Raw genomic sequence first — 16190 nt, 5'->3', positions numbered from 1 at the left:
GCTGACATGCAGATCGGTCTTGTTGGTCTGGGCAAGATGGGCGGCAACATGCGCGAGCGCCTGCGCAACGCCGGCCACGAGGTCGTCGGGTACGACACCAATCCGGAACTCTCCGACGTCGACAACCTGGTCGAGTTCGCCGACCGGCTCGCCGCGCCCCGCGTGGTGTGGGTCATGGTCCCGGCCGGTGCCGTCACGCAGAGCGTCATCGACCAGCTGGCGAGTGTGCTCAAGCCCGGCGACACCGTCATCGACGGCGGCAACTCCCGCTGGACGGACGACGAGAAGCACGCCGAGGAACTCGGCAAGCACGGCATCCGGTTCGTCGACGCGGGCGTCTCGGGCGGCGTGTGGGGCCTGCAGAACGGCTACGCGCTGATGGTCGGCGGCGAGAAGGAGCACGTCGACCGCCTGAAGCCGATCTTCGACGCGCTCAAGCCGGAGGGCCCCTACGGCTACGTCCACGCGGGCAAGGTGGGCGCCGGGCACTTCACGAAGATGGTCCACAACGGCATCGAGTACGCGATGATGCAGGCCTACGCCGAGGGCTGGGAGCTGCTGGAGAAGGTCGACTCGGTGGACAACGTCCGTGAGGTGTTCCGCTCGTGGCAGGAGGGCACCGTCATCCGCTCCTGGCTGCTCGACCTGGCGGTCCACGCCCTCGACGCGGACGAGCACCTTCAGAAGCTGCGCGGGTACGCGGAGGACTCCGGCGAGGGCCGCTGGACGGTGGAGGCGGCGATCGACAACGCCGTGCCGCTGCCCGCGATCACGGCCTCGCTCTTCGCGCGGTTCGCGTCCCGGCAGGACGACTCCCCGCAGATGAAGATGGTCGCCGCCCTGCGCAACCAGTTCGGCGGGCACGCCGTCGAGTCGGCGGAGCAGTAGCCGGCGGTGGGAGAAGCTGGACATCGCCGAGCCGGCGGGCCTGACCGGGGTCATGTCCGACCCCGAGCTGCACGAGTGGGATGACGGCGGCTACGAGGGGGTCGCCACCCGCGAGATCCAGCGCACCCGTCCCGACCGGAACCTGTGGACGGACGGGGTACCGCCGGGCACGGAGGGACACCCGGGCGAGTCACCGGCCGAGGTCGGCGCGACGGCTTCCTTCGCGTCCTGCCGCAAAAGCCGTGTTGACACGGGTGGTTCGGTCGGGTCAGAGTCGCCCGCGATGGAGATCGACGATCTGACACCGGCCGAACTACGGGTGTGGCAGGCCTTTCCGCGCGGAGAGTCCGTGGACTTCCGCACCGCCGAGGACGACGACGCGGCGACGGGAGCGGACTGGGGGCCCGAACGCACGATACGCGCGGCCGTGTTGCGGTCGCTGCTCCTCAACGGCCCGCAGGAGGACGGCGAGATAGCCTCCCTCAGCCTGGCGGGCGCCCGGATCACGGGCAGGCTCGATCTCCAGTACGCCATGTTCGACCACCCCGCGAGGCTGCGGCACTGCTTCTTCGACGAGGTGCCGCGCTTCTACGGCTGCCGACTGCGCGAGCTGAACCTCAGCGAGTCCGTGCTGCCCGGGCTGGTCTCCCACGGGGTGCACGTGGAGGGCGTGCTGCGCATGACGCGGTCCCGGTTCCGGGGCGTGGTACGGCTCGGCGGGGCGCAGATCGCCGGGAGCCTGTACCTGGAGGGCGTGGAGATCAGCGCACCGGACGCGACGGCACCCGCGCTCCAGCTCAACCAGGTGACCGTGGGCGACGACCTGTGGGCGCCCGGTCTGCGGGTCCAGGGGGAGATACGGCTGAGCGGCGCCGACGTCGGCGGGACGGTCAACCTCAACGAGGCGCAGCTCAGCCACCTCGAACACGCCGCCCTCGACGCGGAGACGCTCAGCGTGGGAGGCCACTTCCTGGTGCGGCACGCGCGCGTGCAGGGGTGGATCGGTCTGCGCGGCGCCCGGATCGCGGGCCGGCTCGACCTGGCGTACTCGCATCTGTCGAACCCCGGCGATGCGGCGCTGCGGGCGAGCAGCAGCACGATCGGCGAACTCTGGCTGCGCAAGGGCCCGCCCGTGGAGGGCACCCTCAACCTGCGGCGGGCCCAGCTCGAAGTGCTCTTCCTGGAGCCGGAGATGCTGCCGGACCGGGTCCTCCTCAACAGCCTGACCTACACCTCGCTCACCCCGCACGAGCCCGCCGAACGCCGCCTGCCCATGCTGGAGCGCGACGGCGACGGCTATGTCCCGTACGCCTACGAGCAGTTGACCGCCTCCTACCAGCGCATCGGCGACGACCGTGCCGCCCGGCAGGTCCAGCTCGCCAAACAGCGCCGGCACCGCATCACGCTGCCCTGGATCGGCCGGCTGTGGGGCCACCTCCAGGACGCCACGGTCGGCTACGGCTACCGCCCGCTGCGGGCGGCCGGCTGGCTGCTGTCGCTGCTCTGCGTGGGCTCCGTCGTGTACGCCCTGCACCATCCGCCGGCGTTGAAGCCGTCCGAGGCGCCCGCCTTCAACCCGGTGTTCTACACGCTCGACCTGCTGCTGCCGGTGATCTCCTTCGGCCAGGAGCCCGCGTTCGCCCCCGAGGGCTGGTACCAGGCGCTGGCGTACGTCCTCGTCCTGACCGGCTGGATCCTGGCGACGACGGTGGCGGCGGGCGTGACCCGGATGATCAGCCGCCAGTGACCGCCGGCACCGCGTGCTGCGCGGCCAGCCGCACCGGGGCGTTCTGGGCGCCGTAGCCGCGGTAGCCGTCGTCGCGCTGGACCAGCTCGAAGAAGACCCGGCCGACGGTCCGCGCGTAGCAGTGGCGGAAGACGCCGTGCGGGTCACGGTCGTAGAGGATGCCGAGCTCGCGGTACGTCGCCAGCTCCTCGTCCGTGAGGTCGTACCGGGCCGCGAGGTCGTCGTAGTAGTTCGCGGGGACGGGGAGCAGGCGGCCCCCGGTCTCCCGAAAACGCCGGGCGGCGGCCACCACGTCGTCGGTGGCCAGCCCCGCCGTCAAGGGTGGCGCAGCCCAACGCGCAGGCAGTGCGCAGCAGTTCGGTTTCCAACGGGCGGTAGACCACCTCCGCGATCCACAGTCCCGGATGCAGACATCTGATCGGCGCGGCCGGCAGCGCGGTGACGATGTTCCTGTACCTGTGGTCGATCTCCACCGGCTCCTACCCGCTGACCCTGCTGCTGGGCATCCTCGCCTTCGGTGTCGTCTACAGCGCCGCGAACGGGGTGGGGCCCGCCTTCTACGGCGAGATGTTCTCCACCCGCGCCCGGCTGTCCGGCATGGCGATCGGCACGCAGATCGGCTTCGCGGTCGCCGGTTTCGCGGTGACCTTCGCCGCGCAGATCGCCGGGCCGAACGGCGACGACTGGTCCTCGGTGGCCCTGTTCACCGCGGCCCTGTGGGTCCCGCCGGTCATCGCGGCGCTGTCGGCCCGGGAGACGCACAAGGCGCCGACCGAGGCGCTGGGCGTACGGAACCCTCGCGAGGCCTCCCAGCCGGAGACGGTGACGGCCTGACCCGCAGGCCCTGCCCCCGGATGCCCAGGCGGTTCCGGGGGCTTGCGTCGTAGGGGCGCCCGCGTCAGGCGTTGGTGCGGCGTCGGAACCACCACACGCCGGCGCCGGCGCAGAGCAGCACGACGGCGCCCCCGGCGGTCAGCGCGGCCGGGGAGATCCCGTCGTCCTCGTCGGCGGCCTCCTTCGGCGACGGGGGCGGCGTCCGCTCCGCCGCGTCGGCCGATGCGGCGCTGGGCGGGGCCGCTGGCGTCACGGTCTCGGTGGGGGCCGGGCTCACGAGCTTCGCGCCGGGCTCGGCGGGGCCCAGCTCAAGCTTCGGCGCCGGGTGCCCGTGGCCGTGCTCGTCGCCCGAGTCCTCCAGTTCGATCCAGCGGTCGACACGGCCGTCGCTGTAGCTCTGGAGGGTCTTGAAGACGAGTTCCTCGGCGTCCGGCAACTGGCGGACGGTGACGGAGAATTCGGCGTCCTCGCCGACGGCGAGCCGGGGGCCCGACACCTTGTAGCCGCGGCTGGTGGTGGCGAACTTCCAGCCCTTCGGCCCGTCTTCATACGTGACGTCGGCGGGGGTGATCCCGTCGGGGAGGAACACCTCCAGACCGGTGATGCCGGCGGAGGAGGACTCCGACGCCGCGGAGAAGGTCAGGGTGACGTCCTGGGCGAGGGCCCGGGCGTTCTCCGCCTCGACCTCGGTGTGTGCGAAGGCTGGGCCGGCGGCGACGAGGACGGCCGCCGCGAGGGTCGCGCTGACGGTGCTGAGACGGCGCGCGACGCGCGCTCTGCCGGGACGGTGCACAACGGACTCCGAGTGGTGTGGGTGCGGGAGGCGACGGGTGACAGCCGCGGTGTCCTCAGGGAGTCGGAGAGCGCCGCGGGGAAGTTCCCCGCCGAGGGAGTGACCTGCGTCACTCGGATCGGCCCCAGGTGCCACCCATTGTCAGTGCCCTACCGAAGAATGCCGCGCAGAGAGATCAACGACGGCGTGCCGGGTAGTCGGTCTCGTTCACACACCCGCGAAAGGTCCCGATGATGCCGCTCACCCCCGACCGGGCGCACACCCTGATCGCCGATCGCGCGCTCCCGCAGAGCCGAGGTCTGACCAGGGCCGTTTCCCGCACAGCGTCCTCCGCCCCGGTCAGCCCGACCGGCAAGGCCATAGCGCGCCTCGTCTCCGACCCGAGCACGCCGGTGTTCGTCACCGTGCACGCGAACGGCCGCCGCCGCTACGGCTACTGGCGGGCGCACGACCCCGCGACGGGGCAGGGCAGTTGCTACGTCGCCCTGCCCACCGACGAGTGCGACCGGCTCCACGCGGCCGGCCGGATCACCCTCGGGGAACCCGTCGTCGATCCGGCGAAGACGACCTACCGGGTCCGTCCCACGCGCACCCCGGCCAAGCCCCTGCGGACGGTGACAGGGCCCACTCTCGCGGCCTGAAACGACCGTCCAAGGGGTCTCGTCAGCCGCCACCTGGCCGATCACCGGACCATGGGCGGTGTGTCCGGCCCGCAGTCCGGAAACCCGCACGGTGACACCGACACGGCGGCGGTAGGGAGTGGTGATGCCGACCCGGGAGCAGATGGAGGGAAGCGGCGGACCGTCCGCACGGTCGGCCGCCGAAGCCGATCCGAGGCGGTGGGGCGCGCTGTGGGTCACGCTGGTGGCCGGCTTCATGAGTCTGCTCGACGTCACGATCGTCGCGGTCGCGCTGCCGTCCATGCAGCGCGACCTGCACGCGTCGGCTCCCGCGATCCAGTGGGTCGTCTCCGGATACGCCCTCGCCTTCGCCCTCGTCCTGGTCACGGCGGGCCGCATCGGTGACGCGATCGGCCGGCGCCGCATCTTCCTGATCGCTCTCGGCGGCTTCGTGGTCTGCAGCGCCGGCGCCGGGGCCGCTCCGTCCATCGTGCCGCTCGTCGTGGCCCGCATGGCGCAGGGCCTGTGCGCGGGCTGCCTGGCACCGCAGAACTCCGCTCTCATCCAGCAGATGTTCCGGGGCGCCGAGCGGGGCCGGGCCTTCGGTCTGTTCGGTGCCACGGTCGGCGTCTCCAGCGCCGTCGGCCCGGTGGTCGGCGGACTGATCCTGACGCTCGCGGACGGCCCCGGGGGCTGGCGCTGGATCTTCTACGTCAACGTGCCGGTCGGTCTCATCGCGCTGGTGCTGGGCCTGCGTCTGCTGCCCAGGACGGCGCCCTGCGGCGGCCAGCGGCTGGACCTGCCCGGTGTCGCGCTGCTCGGCGCGGGGGTGCTGGCTCTGATGCTTCCCCTGGTGCTGGCGGAGTCGGGCGGGGTGCGCACGCTGTGGTGGCTGTTCGCCGTGGGGGCGGCGTTCCTCGTGGTCTTCGCCCGCTGGGAACGGCGTGCCGCCACGCGGCACGGTCAGCCGCTCCTCGATCCCCGGCTGGCCACGTCGACGCGCGGATACGCCACGGGCGCCGCCATCGCCACGCTGTACTTCGTGGGGTTCAGCGGGGTGTGGCTGGTGTTCGCGCTGTACTTCCAGAACGGGCTGGGTTACTCACCCCTGGGTTCCGGGCTCGCCGTGACGCCGTTCGCCATCGGTTCCGCCGTGGCCGCGGCGGTGGCCGGACGGCTGGTGGAGCGGCTGGGGCGGCTGCTGACGGTGTGCGGGCTGGCCGCCGTCGCCGTGGGCCTGGGAGGAGCCGTGCTCATCCTCCGCTGGGTGCCCGGCGACATGGCGGTCTGGCTCCAGGCTCCCGCGCTGTTCGTCGGCGGTCTCGGCAGCGGCTGTGTCATCTCGCCCAACGTCACCATGACCCTGCGGGACGTACCGGTGCGGATGGCGGGCGTCGCCGGGGGCGCCCTGCAGACGGGTCAGCGGCTGGGCGGTGCCGTGGGCACGGCGGCGCTGCCCGGCCTCTTCTACATGGCGCTCGGCGGCGGCGACCACGCCCCTTACCGGTCCGCCGTCGTGCTCGCCGTCGGCTGCGGCATCCTGCCGGTGCTGGGCGCGCTCGCGCTGGCCGTGCGCGACTGGCTGCGTGACCGCGCGAGCGACGGCGGCGGACGGGGCTGCCCCGACGAGGTCGCGCACAGCCCCACGCACGCCGACCAGGGGTGAGGCGTGCCGGTGCCCGCGCTCATGGCGGCTGCCCGGGGACCGGGCGCTTCAAGCCGCTCACCCCTCCACGCGCTGCTCGGTCGCGCTCCACACGTACTGCAGCCAGTCGCTCACCGTGACGGCGCTCAGCCCGGCGCACACCAGGCGGGTGGCCCTGGGGGCGCCGACGTAGGCACCGATCAGAGCGCCGGCCACCCAGGTGGACGTACAGAACGGGCAGGCGACCAGGTCCCCGAGGGCGCGCCGGACTCCGCCACCGCGCGGTGCGTCCATGACCTCGCCGGCCTGGGCGTCCTCCTCGCGGCGGGTGAAGGGGGCGCGGAGGAAGCTCGTGATCTTGTCCTTGGACAGGAGCCGGGACGCCTTGAACGTGGCCGTGCCCAGCAGCGCCAGATCCCAGGGCGGAATCCGGTCGGGAAGTTGCACCCCACGACGTCGCGCGGTCACGGCGAACAGCGCGACGCCCGCGGCGAACGTGCCGGCGAGCACGGCGTAGCCCTTGAGGGGGACCTCACCAGTGGTGTCGTACCGCGAATCTTCGCTCATGGTCCTTCCTTCCTCCGCTCAGTGCGCCGAGTACCCGCCCGCCCGGTAGGGACTGCCGGTATGGCTCGCGCTGAGGCGACACGGAGGACCGCGCACGTGATGAACGTGCGCGATCGTCCGAGTTGCGCAATCTTGGTGGCTGCGATGCGATTTCTTGGCTTTCATCACAGTTTGGGGAACTCATGGCCGTTGGAGCGGAGCCTTCCACGTTGGTGCCGGTCGAAGGCCGCCGCGGTCCGGGCCGCGTGGTGGTGTCCTGGCTGACCACCACGGATCACAAGAAGATCGGGCATCTCTACCTGATCACCTCGTTCGCCTTCTTCGTCGTCGCCGGCGCGCTGGCGCTGGCGCTCAGGGCGGAGTTGGCCCGCCCCGGCCTGCAGATCCTCTCCAACGAGCAGTACAACCAGGCGTTCACCCTGCACGGCACGATCATGCTGCTGCTGTTCGCCACCCCGACGTTCGCCGGGTTCGCCAACGCCGTCATGCCACTGCAGATCGGCGCTCCGGACGTCGCCTTCCCGCGGCTGAACATGCTGTCGTACTGGCTGTTCCTGTTCGGCGGCCTGATCGTGCTCGGCAGCCTCCTCACGCCCGAGGGCGCCGCCGACTTCGGCTGGACCGCCTACACCCCGCTGAGCCTGCACCAGCGCAGCCCGGAGCTGGGCGGCGATCTGTGGATCATGGGTCTGGCCCTGTCCGGGTTCGGCACCATCCTGGGCGCCGTCAACTTCATCACCACGATCATCGGGATGCGGGCCCCCGGCATGACGATGTTCCGGATGCCGATCTTCACCTGGAACGTGCTGCTCACCTCGGTGCTCGTGCTGCTGGCCTTCCCGGTCCTGGCCGCGGCTCTGCTGGTGCTGGAGGCCGACCGGCGCTTCGGAGCGCAGGTGTTCGACCCGGCCAACGGTGGGGCACTGCTGTGGCAGCATCTGTTCTGGTTCTTCGGCCATCCCGAGGTCTACATCATCGCGCTGCCGTTCTTCGGGATCATCACGGAGATCATCCCGGTGTTCTCCCGCAAGCCGATCTTCGGCTACACCGGGCTGATCGCCGCCACCCTCGCCATCACCGGGCTCTCCGTGGTGGTGTGGGCGCACCACATGTTCGCGACCGGGGCGGTGCTGCTGCCGTTCTTCTCCTTCATGAGCTTCCTGATCGCCGTGCCGACCGGCGTGAAGTTCTTCAACTGGATCGGCACCATGTGGAACGGCTCGCTCTCCTTCGAGACGCCGATGCTGTGGTCGGCCGGTTTCCTCGTCACGTTCCTGTTCGGCGGTCTGTCCGGGGTGATCCTGGCCTCGCCGCCGATGGACTGGCACGTCACGGACACGTACTTCGTCGTCGCCCACTTCCACTACGTGGTGTTCGGCACCGTCGTCTTCGCGATGTTCGCCGGGTTCTACTTCTGGTGGCCCAAGATGACCGGCACGATGCTCGACGAGCGCCTGGGGAAGATCCACTTCTGGACGCTGTTCATCGGCTTCCACACCACGTTCCTGGTGCAGCACTGGCTGGGCGCCGAGGGCATGCCCCGCCGCTACGTCGACTACCTCGCCGCCGACGGCTTCACGGCCCTGCACATGGTCTCCTCCATCGGCGCGTTCCTGCTCGGCCTGTCGACGCTGCCGTTCCTCTACAACGTCTGGAAGACCGCCCAGTACGGCCGGAAGGTCGACGTCGACGACCCCTGGGGCTACGGCCGCTCCCTGGAGTGGGCGACCTCCTGCCCGCCGCCCCGCCACAACTTCACCACGCTCCCGCGGATCCGCTCCGAATCCCCCGCCTTCGACCTCCACCACCCGGACATCGCCCAACTGGAGCAGCAGCAGTACACCGGCAGGCGCGACGTCGTGGAACCGATCGACCACGAGGGTGACCAGCGGTGAGAAGAGCGGCCGACGGGGATCACCACCGGATGGCCGACGCGCTCGCGAACGAGGTCGAGGGCTATCTCATCGCCCGCGCCGAACAGGAGGAGGCACGACGTGAGGCCGAGGAGCTGTGCTCCCGTCTGCCGTGGCTGACCACCGCACAGGCCGAGGACCTCACACGCCACCACATCGACCAGCGCCTGGAGGTCACCCGCCGGATCCTGCGTCGCTCGGTCCGGCGAGCCGACCAACTGCACCAGGCGTACGAGGCGCGGTACGCGGAGCTGCGGCGTACCCTCCTCAAACGCCATGCGGCCTGCGGCTGTGCCCTGCTGGCCTGCGCCACCGCCATCGGGGCCGCGACGGCGGTGCTGGGGCGCTGAGGGCAGGAGGCGGGTGCGGGTGAGCCGCGCCGTTCTTGCGGCCATGGCACCTGCCGGTCCCCCTGTCGCGTCGGGTGACCCACCAGGGGGAACCAGGGGCTTCCCCGGGTGCCAGCGGTGGCCGGAACGCACCCATGACGCACAGACTCAGGTGCAGACCTGTGCTCGTCGTCCGAGGCGGGGCACCCGCAGGCGTCCGAGTCGCGCCGCTCCCCAGGAGGCCGCATGACCTTCAATCCACTCGAACAGCGGGGCATCCCGCTGGACCGCCAGCTGCGCAACTGGCGGGAGCTGAACGTACAGCCCATCGACCCCGACCGCTGCGACCCCTACACCCGGTGCCGGATCATCACCATGAACGGCATCGAGGTGGAGGCGATCCTGTTCAGCCACCAGCTGGCCCGCAACACGGTCGATCCCGAGGTCAAACGGCAGCTGGCCCACACGCGTTACATCGAGCACCAGCAGCAGAAGGCCGTGAACTGGCTGCTGCCGGGGGTGTCGTCGGTGCTGGAGACGACGATCGCCTACGAGCAGGTCGCGGTGGACCTGACGGCGTGGGTCGCCCGGATGGAACCCGACCCGTATCTGAAGCAGGCATACGAGTTCGGCGTGCTGGAGGACTTCGACCACCTGTACCGGTACGCGAACCTGTACGAGATGATCGAGCACCGCAAGGCGGAGTCGATCGTCGACAACCTCACCGAGGTCATGCCGGGCCGCCCCACCAAGTACCACCACCGCAACCCCGTGGACAACGTGCGCGACCCCTACGACAAGGACGCCACGAACCCGCTGTCGAAGCTGCACGCGCTGACGGTCATGTCCGCGGAGCAGCAGACGATGAACTTCTACATGAACACCGGCCCCACCTACATGGAGCCCATCGCCCGTCAGCTCTACCAGGAGATCGGGCTGATCGAGGAGGAGCACGTCACACACTACGAGTCCCTCGTCGACCCGGGTGAGACGTGGTGGGAGCAGCTGGTCAACCACGAGTACAACGAGTGCTACCTGTACTACTCCTTCATGGAGCAGGAGAGCGATCCGAAGGTCAAGGCGATCTGGGAGCTCCACCTCAACATGGAGCTGGAACACCTCCACCAGGCCTGCGACCTGATGCGCCGGCAGGACGGTCGTGAGCCGCAGGAGATCCTGGCGCCCGCGCTGCCGAACGTGCTCACCTTCGAACCGAACAAGCAGTACGTGCGCGAACTGCTCGACACCCAGATGGACCTGACCACGCTGGGCGCGGGCTATGTGCGCGAGGCGCACGAGCGGTTCGAGCAGATGCAGGAGCAGATCCACGGCGGTGAGCAGCCGCCGAGCGAGCGGGTCATCGCCGAACACGACGCGATGTTCGGACGTGAGTACCGCGTGCAGTCCGAGGGCGAGCACCCCGACCCCTCGATGCGCGAGAAGTGAGGCGGTCGCACATGTCCGAGCTGCACACCCCCCAGGCCGGTGCCGACCAGGCCAAGGACATGGACGTCGTCGCGCTGCTGATGCGCCAGCACGGGGACATCCGCAACCTCTTCGACGAGGTCGAGCAGAGTCAGGGCGACGCCCGCCGCGACGCCTTCCGCCGCCTCGTGCGGTTGCTGGCCGTCCACGAGACCGCGGAGGAGGAAGTCGTCCACCCCTTCGCCCGGCGGGCGCTGTCAGGCGGCGATCAGGTCGTCGAGGACCGCCTCGCCGAGGAACGCGCGGCCAAGGAGACCCTCGCCGAGCTGGACGACATGGACACCGACGACCCCCAGTTCCTGCCCCGGCTGAGGGCACTGCGCACGGATGTGCAGGAGCACGCCCGGGCGGAGGAACGCTACGAGTTCACGCACATCCGCCGCAGTACCGACGTCACCAACCTCGCCGCCATGGCCAAGGCGGTCAAGGCGGCGGAGGCCATGGCCCCGACGCGCCCGCATCCCGGCGTCGAGTCGGCCGCCGCGAACGTGGCCGTCGGCCCCGTGGCCGCCCTCATGGACCGCACCAGGGACGCGGTCCGCAAAGCCATGGGCAGCTAGCCCTTGGGGGCGCCGTACGCCCGCTCCACCCGTAGCCGCACCACGAGGCGGTGGTCGCGGACCATGGCGGCGCGGTAGTCGTCCCAGTCGGGGTGTTCACCGCCGATGTCGCGATAGAGACGGACGAGTTCCTCGACCGTCTCGTCGTGCGGGTCCGCGGCGACCGGTGTGAGGTCGGCCGTGCCGTCGACGACGGTGTAGGCCCAGCGGTCGGCGGTGGTGACGTGGTACGACGCGCGGGGGTCGCGGCGCAGGTTGCGCGTCTTGGCGCGGTCGTCGGTGACGGAGATCCGGATGGTGCGCTCGTCGGGGTAGTAGGCGTGCATGACGTTCGACAGCTGCGGTCGGCCGTCGCGCCGGAGGGTGACCAGCACCCCGCTGTGGGTTGTGGAGAGCAGCTTGAGCAGTGGGTCCTCACTCATGACTCGCTCAACCTCGCCGCGATCCCTTCGCATTCCCGCGGGACTGGAGGCAGACAGTGTCTACGCGAAGTCGGTAGACGCTGTCTATGCACGAACCCGAGAAATCGGGCTGCGGATCGCGCAGGGCGTCTTCGGCGCGCTGCTCCAGCCCGCCGCGCTCGGCATGCTGCGGGCCGCGTTCCCGCCGGACCGGCTGCGCGGGCCCCTCGCGGCGCGGACGGCAGCCATCGGGCTGGCGGCCGCCGCGGGTCCGGTCGTGGGCGGGGCGCTGGTGCACTCCTTCGGCCGGCGGGCCGTGTTCTTCCTCAACGTCGTCCCGGCGCTGGTCCTCGGCTCACTCGCGCTCAGGGGGAGTCGGCAGGAACAGCGCACGTCGGCCGTCCGTCTGGACCTCCCGGGCGCGCTGCTGCTCGCGCTCGCCCTGGCCTGCCTGGTGCACGCCCTGATCACCCGGACGCCCTCGACGTGGGTCGTGGCGGCCCTCGCCGCCGTGGCGTTCGCCGCCCACGAGCGCCGTACCGCACGGCCCCTCGTCCCACCGGACGTCATCGGCTCCACCCCCCGTCGCCGCCGCGCTCGGTGTACTCACCGCCGCATCCGCCGCCCTGTCGGGAACGCTCTTCGTCGGCACCTACGTCCTGCAGCGCGCCCTCGGCCTCGACCCGCTCCGCAGCGCGCTGCTCGGCCTGCCGCTCGCGGTGCTGATGATCACGGCGGCACCCGTGTGCGCGGTGCTGCTGCGCCGGGCGGGCGCCCGCCGTACGACCGTGGCGGCGATGACCGTCCTCGCCCCGGGCGTCCTCGTGCTCGTCGCCGCCCGCCCGCTCCCCCTCGGCGTCGGTTTCGCGCTGCTCGGGGCCGGGGTCGGCACGGTGATGGTGGCGGCGACCCATGTCGTCGTACGGCAGGCCCCGGTGGCGTCGGCCGGAGTGGCGGGCGGTCTGCAGCAGACGGCGATGAACGTCGGGCCGGTGCTCGGCGTGGCGATGGCCACGGCGCTCATGGGCGCGGGCCGTGTGCCGCTGCTCGCCCTCGCGGGAGTCGCCGTGGCCGGTGCGGTGGCGGCTCTCCTGCTGCCGGGCCGCGCCGAGACGAAGATCGCGAGTCGGGCACATCACGATCATCTTTCCGACGGTGTGCGGATTCCTGGGCGACGATGAGGTCTGAGGGCGCACGGTCGGGGGTATCTCCGATCGCACCTCGACGAACGAAAGCGGAGGTGGGGCGATGGCACTGCTGCGACAAGAGGTGGACCCGCGCGAGGTGGGGCTGGACGGGAAGGCGCTGGACCGGCTCGACCAGCACTTCGCCCACTACGTCGACGAGGGCCGCCTGCCCGGCTTCCTCATCTGTGTCGCCCGCGGTGGCCGGGTCGCGCACCTCACCACGCACGGCCACCGCGACCTCGCCGCCGGGCTGCCGGTCGAGCCCGACACGCTGTGGCGGATCTACTCGATGACCAAGCCGGTCACGTCGGTCGCCGCGCTGATGCTCATGGAGGAGGGACGGCTGTCGCTGGACGACCCGGTCGCCCGGTATCTCCCGGCCTTCGCCGACGCGCGGGTCTACGAGAGCGGCTCCGGGGCGGACACCCGCACCCACCCGGCCGACGGGCCGATACTCGTCCGGCACCTGATGACCCACACCTCGGGCCTGACCTTCGGCTTCTACCACACCCATCCCGTCGACGCCCTCTACCGCGGGGCCGGTCTGGAGTCGTCGGTGCCACCGGGCGCGAACCTGGCCGAGACGATCGACGTGTACGCGAGCCTGCCGCTGCAGTTCGAGCCGGGCACGCAGTGGAACTACTCGGTGGCCAGCAATGTGCTCGGCCGGGTGATCGAGGTGGTGTCCGGGCAGCCGCTCGACGTGCACTTCGCCGAGCGGATCTTCGGCCCGCTCGGGATGCCGGACGCCGGATTCCAGGTCAGCGACGAACAGGCCGCCCGGCTGGCCGAGATGTACGGCGAGAAGGAGGACGGCACCGGGATCGAGCCGATCCCCGGACTGCCGCTGCGGGGCCGGCCGCGGTTCCTGTCGGGCAGTGGCGGCATGGTGGCGAGCGCGTACGACGTGCACCGCTTCATGGAGTTGCTGCGCCGCCGCGGCGAACTCGACGGGGCGCGGCTGCTCGCCCCGGAGACGGTGGACATGATGACCGCCAACCAGCTGCCCGGCGGCGCCGACCTGCGCTCCTTCGGCAGCCGCCCGGCCCACGACGAGCCCGGCAACGACGGCGTCGGCTTCGGACTCGGCGTCTCCGTCGTGATCGACCCGGCCCGCACACTGGCGCCCGCCGGGCTCGGCACCTTCGGCTGGAGCGGGGTGGCGACCACGACGTTCTGGGTCGACCCGAGCCGGGATCTGACGGTGCAGTTCATGACGCAGGTGCGGCCGCGGACCTCGCACACGATGTTCCGGGACCTCAAGCAGCTGGTCCACGAGGCGCTCAAGGACGCGTGAACCGGATCCCCTCACGCTCCGGTTCCGCGCGCCCCTCCTCGGACCGGGCCGCCGTCCCGGCCGCACGGCTGAGGCCCGGCGGCAGCGGGCCGTCCAGGGACGGCGGGCCTTGGCCGGGTCGGTCAGCCGGCTGGGCACGCCGAGCTGGTGAGCTCGGCGGGGACTGGCAACGGTTGCCCCGGCCCGGCCGCCGGGGCTGCTCTCCTGTGTCCCCCGTCTGTCCCGTCAGGACACCCCCGGCCCGGGGTCAGGACCAGTGCGCGACCGCGTCCAGGTGGGGCAGATGGTGGTCCAGTCGCTCCCGCTTCGTCCGCAGATACGTGATGTTGTTCTCGCACGGCGGAATCAGCAGCGGCACCTGCTCGGCGACCGTGATGCCGTGCCGCAGCAGCGCCTCCCGCTTGCGCGGGTTGTTCGACATCAGGCGGACGCTCGCCACCCCCAGGTCGCGCAGGATCTCCGCGGCGACGCCGTAGTCGCGGGCGTCCACCGGCAGGCCGAGCGCCAGGTTGGCCTCGACGGTGTCCAGGCCCTCCGCCTGCAGGGCCATCGCGCGCAGCTTGGCGAGCAGGCCGATGCCGCGGCCCTCGTGCCCTCTCAAGTAGACGACGACGCCGCTTCCTTCGGCGGCGACGGCGCGCAGCGCGGAGGCGAGCTGGTCGCCGCACTCGCAGTGCTGGGAGCCGAAGGCGTCGCCGGTCAGGCACTCCGAGTGCAGCCGGGTGAGGACGTCGTCGGTGCCGATGTCGCCGTGGACCAGGGCCACTTGTTCGTCGCCGCGGTCGTGGTCGAGGTAGCCGACCGCCCGGAATTGCCCGTACACCGTGGGCAGCGGGGCATTTACGACGCGTTCCACGCCGGTGCGCTGCGCTGACTTCTTGCCTATGACGCCGATGTTTTCTGTCATGATCTGGTTCCTAAGCAGAGACGAAAGGCCGTGAAGAAATGAGTGGTTCGGGAATTCGGTCGGCTGGATCCGGTGCGGTGCGGCACGGGCTGGTGCCCGGGGACACCACGGAGGACGTACGGACGCGGGGCGCCGATGTCTCACGGCAGGTCGCCGTCCTTCCCGTGGGGAGTTTCGAACAGCACGGCCCTTTCCTTCCGTTGGCGACGGACACGCTCGTCGCCTGCGCCGTCGCGCGGGAGATCGCCGACACATACCCGGTGCACCTCCTTCCTCCGGTGACGATCTCCTGCTCGCACGAGCACGCGGGCTGGCCGGGGACCGTCAGCATTTCCTCGGTGACCCTTCACGCGGTGATACGGGACATAGCCGAGTCGCTCCGCCGGTCGGGCGTCGAGGCGCTGGTCGTGGTCAACGGGCACGGCGGAAACTATGTCCTGGGAAACGTCGTTCAGGAATCCTCCGCGCGGGGTGAGCGAATGGCGCTGTTCCCCGCCGCGGAGGACTGGGAGACGGCGCGGGAGCGGGCCGGGGTGCGGACCTCGCTGCTCACCGACATGCACGCGGGGGAAATCGAGACCTCCGTCCTGCTGCACACTCATCCGGAACTGGTCAGGCCCGGCCATGAGACCGCCGATTTCGTCGCGGACGACCGTCGTCATCTGCTCAGCCTGGGGATGTCCGCCTATACCGATTCGGGGGTCATAGGCCGTCCTTCGTTGGGCGACGCGGATAAAGGGAAGGCGCTGCTGGCGAGTCTCGCGGAATCGTTCGGGGAGTATTTCGCGCTGCTCACGTCGGAGAGTGCGGACACCGAGCGGGCGTAGTCGCGGTCGGGGGTGGCGGAGGGCGAGCGGGGGCAGTTGCGGCCTGGTGCGGGCGAAGGCGGGCGGGCGTAGTCGCGTTCGGGTACGGCGGGAGCCGAGCGAAGGTAGTCGTGGCCGGGCCGGGCGGCTGGCGAGCGGAGGTTGTCGCGGTCGGCCGCGACGGAAGGCGAGCGGGCGTGGTCGCGACCGG

General features: G+C 71.0%; 14 protein-coding genes and 4 pseudogenes. 12 read left to right on the top strand and 6 right to left on the bottom strand.

What is annotated here, in order from left to right; all coding sequences use genetic code 11:
* Window positions 1–6: 6 nt before the first annotated feature.
* Entirely contained in the window at window positions 7–888 is an 882-nt protein-coding gene (gnd, locus tag KWI83_RS00950; RefSeq protein WP_218512282.1) for a phosphogluconate dehydrogenase (NAD(+)-dependent, decarboxylating), read from the top strand.
* A gap of 16 nt (window positions 889–904) precedes the next feature.
* A complete protein-coding gene (locus KWI83_RS00945; RefSeq protein ID WP_374106268.1) occupies window positions 905–2635 on the top strand; it encodes a histidine phosphatase family protein in 1731 nt (576 codons plus the stop codon).
* Here the strand turns inward: KWI83_RS00945 and KWI83_RS00940 are convergent.
* Window positions 2622–2942, bottom strand: a pseudogene (locus KWI83_RS00940) (sugar phosphate isomerase/epimerase and 4-hydroxyphenylpyruvate domain-containing protein); the annotation flags it as partial. The gene KWI83_RS00945 and the pseudogene KWI83_RS00940 overlap by 14 nt on opposite strands.
* 1 nt (window position 2943) lies before the next feature.
* A pseudogene (locus tag KWI83_RS38020) lies at window positions 2944–3057 on the bottom strand (shikimate dehydrogenase); the annotation flags it as partial.
* Between KWI83_RS38020 and KWI83_RS00935 the strand changes: the two are divergent.
* A pseudogene (locus KWI83_RS00935) lies at window positions 3050–3469 on the top strand (MFS transporter); the annotation flags it as partial. The pseudogenes KWI83_RS38020 and KWI83_RS00935 sit on opposite strands and share 8 nt — an antisense overlap.
* Before the next feature lie 64 nt (window positions 3470–3533).
* On the opposite strand, the gene KWI83_RS00930 reads toward KWI83_RS00935, so the two are convergent.
* Window positions 3534–4262, bottom strand: coding sequence for a DUF1775 domain-containing protein (locus KWI83_RS00930; RefSeq protein WP_218512280.1), 729 nt, complete (start codon window positions 4260–4262; stop codon window positions 3534–3536).
* A 233-nt stretch (window positions 4263–4495) separates the two neighbouring features.
* Between KWI83_RS00930 and KWI83_RS00925 the strand changes: the two genes are divergently transcribed.
* Window positions 4496–4903, top strand: a complete 408-nt coding sequence (locus KWI83_RS00925; protein WP_218512279.1) for a hypothetical protein — start codon at window positions 4496–4498, stop codon at window positions 4901–4903.
* A gap of 124 nt (window positions 4904–5027) precedes the next feature.
* On the top strand, window positions 5028–6548 hold the full coding sequence (locus KWI83_RS00920; RefSeq protein ID WP_218512278.1) for an MFS transporter: 1521 nt from the start codon (window positions 5028–5030) through the stop codon (window positions 6546–6548).
* A 57-nt stretch (window positions 6549–6605) separates the two neighbouring features.
* On the opposite strand, the gene KWI83_RS00915 is transcribed toward KWI83_RS00920, so the two are convergent.
* The gene (locus KWI83_RS00915) at window positions 6606–7094 is read right to left on the bottom strand and encodes a DUF1360 domain-containing protein (protein WP_218512277.1); all 489 of its coding nucleotides are present in this window, start codon (window positions 7092–7094) and stop codon (window positions 6606–6608) included.
* 182 nt (window positions 7095–7276) lie between these two features.
* On the opposite strand from KWI83_RS00915, the gene ctaD reads away from it, so the two are divergent.
* The 4 genes from ctaD (at window position 7277) to KWI83_RS00895 (ending at window position 11381) form a co-directional block, all read left to right on the top strand.
* Complete coding sequence (ctaD, locus tag KWI83_RS00910; RefSeq protein WP_218512276.1) at window positions 7277–8989, top strand: cytochrome c oxidase subunit I; 1713 nt, start codon at window positions 7277–7279, stop codon at window positions 8987–8989.
* Window positions 8986–9357, top strand: a complete 372-nt coding sequence (locus KWI83_RS00905; protein ID WP_308121960.1) for a hypothetical protein — start codon at window positions 8986–8988, stop codon at window positions 9355–9357. Before ctaD ends, KWI83_RS00905 begins: the two co-directional genes overlap by 4 nt.
* Before the next feature lie 225 nt (window positions 9358–9582).
* A complete protein-coding gene (locus KWI83_RS00900; RefSeq protein WP_218512275.1) occupies window positions 9583–10782 on the top strand; it encodes a hypothetical protein in 1200 nt (399 codons plus the stop codon).
* 11 nt (window positions 10783–10793) lie between these two features.
* Window positions 10794–11381: a hemerythrin domain-containing protein gene (locus tag KWI83_RS00895; RefSeq protein ID WP_218512274.1), complete on the top strand. Its 588-nt coding sequence runs from the start codon at window positions 10794–10796 to the stop codon at window positions 11379–11381.
* On the opposite strand, the gene KWI83_RS00890 is transcribed toward KWI83_RS00895, so the two are convergent.
* The gene (locus tag KWI83_RS00890; protein WP_218512273.1) at window positions 11378–11803 is read right to left on the bottom strand and encodes a PPOX class F420-dependent oxidoreductase; all 426 of its coding nucleotides are present in this window, start codon (window positions 11801–11803) and stop codon (window positions 11378–11380) included. The genes KWI83_RS00895 and KWI83_RS00890 overlap by 4 nt on opposite strands.
* Before the next feature lie 103 nt (window positions 11804–11906).
* Here KWI83_RS00890 and KWI83_RS00885 point away from each other — a divergent pair.
* Together KWI83_RS00885 and KWI83_RS00880 are read left to right on the top strand one after the other, a co-directional pair.
* Window positions 11907–12963: pseudogene (locus tag KWI83_RS00885) on the top strand (MFS transporter); the annotation flags it as partial.
* A gap of 67 nt (window positions 12964–13030) precedes the next feature.
* Entirely contained in the window at window positions 13031–14266 is a 1236-nt protein-coding gene (locus tag KWI83_RS00880; RefSeq protein WP_218512272.1) for a serine hydrolase, read from the top strand.
* A gap of 247 nt (window positions 14267–14513) precedes the next feature.
* On the opposite strand, the gene ribA is transcribed toward KWI83_RS00880, so the two are convergent.
* On the bottom strand, window positions 14514–15173 hold the full coding sequence (gene ribA / locus KWI83_RS00875) for a GTP cyclohydrolase II (RefSeq protein WP_218512271.1): 660 nt from the start codon (window positions 15171–15173) through the stop codon (window positions 14514–14516).
* 38 nt (window positions 15174–15211) lie between these two features.
* Between ribA and KWI83_RS00870 the strand changes: the two genes are divergently transcribed.
* Window positions 15212–16000 (top strand): creatininase family protein, encoded by a 789-nt coding sequence (locus KWI83_RS00870; RefSeq protein ID WP_218512270.1) that lies wholly within the window; start codon window positions 15212–15214, stop codon window positions 15998–16000.
* Window positions 16001–16190: the final 190 nt, after the last annotated feature.

Origin of the sequence: Streptomyces sp. TRM70350 (assembly GCF_019219825.1) — a bacterium.
Lineage (GTDB): Bacteria > Actinomycetota > Actinomycetes > Streptomycetales > Streptomycetaceae > Streptomyces.
Note: the sequence above shows the minus strand (reverse complement) of the source record. Positions and strands in the feature narration are given on the sequence as shown.

Excerpts from the sequence above, each read along its gene's own strand:
- KWI83_RS00925 (WP_218512279.1), top strand. The coding sequence starts at position 4,496 with ATGCCGCTCACCCCCGACCGGGCGCACACCCTGATCGCCGATCGCGCG.
- KWI83_RS00915 (WP_218512277.1), bottom strand. The coding sequence starts at position 7,094 with ATGAGCGAAGATTCGCGGTACGACACCACTGGTGAGGTCCCCCTCAAG.
- KWI83_RS00920 (WP_218512278.1), top strand. The coding sequence starts at position 5,028 with ATGCCGACCCGGGAGCAGATGGAGGGAAGCGGCGGACCGTCCGCACGG.
- ctaD (WP_218512276.1), top strand. The coding sequence starts at position 7,277 with ATGGCCGTTGGAGCGGAGCCTTCCACGTTGGTGCCGGTCGAAGGCCGC.
- KWI83_RS00900 (WP_218512275.1), top strand. The coding sequence starts at position 9,583 with ATGACCTTCAATCCACTCGAACAGCGGGGCATCCCGCTGGACCGCCAG.
- KWI83_RS00870 (WP_218512270.1), top strand. The coding sequence starts at position 15,212 with ATGAGTGGTTCGGGAATTCGGTCGGCTGGATCCGGTGCGGTGCGGCAC.
- KWI83_RS00880 (WP_218512272.1), top strand. The coding sequence starts at position 13,031 with ATGGCACTGCTGCGACAAGAGGTGGACCCGCGCGAGGTGGGGCTGGAC.
- gnd (WP_218512282.1), top strand. The coding sequence starts at position 7 with ATGCAGATCGGTCTTGTTGGTCTGGGCAAGATGGGCGGCAACATGCGC.
- KWI83_RS00895 (WP_218512274.1), top strand. The coding sequence starts at position 10,794 with ATGTCCGAGCTGCACACCCCCCAGGCCGGTGCCGACCAGGCCAAGGAC.
- ribA (WP_218512271.1), bottom strand. The coding sequence starts at position 15,173 with ATGACAGAAAACATCGGCGTCATAGGCAAGAAGTCAGCGCAGCGCACC.
- KWI83_RS00890 (WP_218512273.1), bottom strand. The coding sequence starts at position 11,803 with ATGAGTGAGGACCCACTGCTCAAGCTGCTCTCCACAACCCACAGCGGG.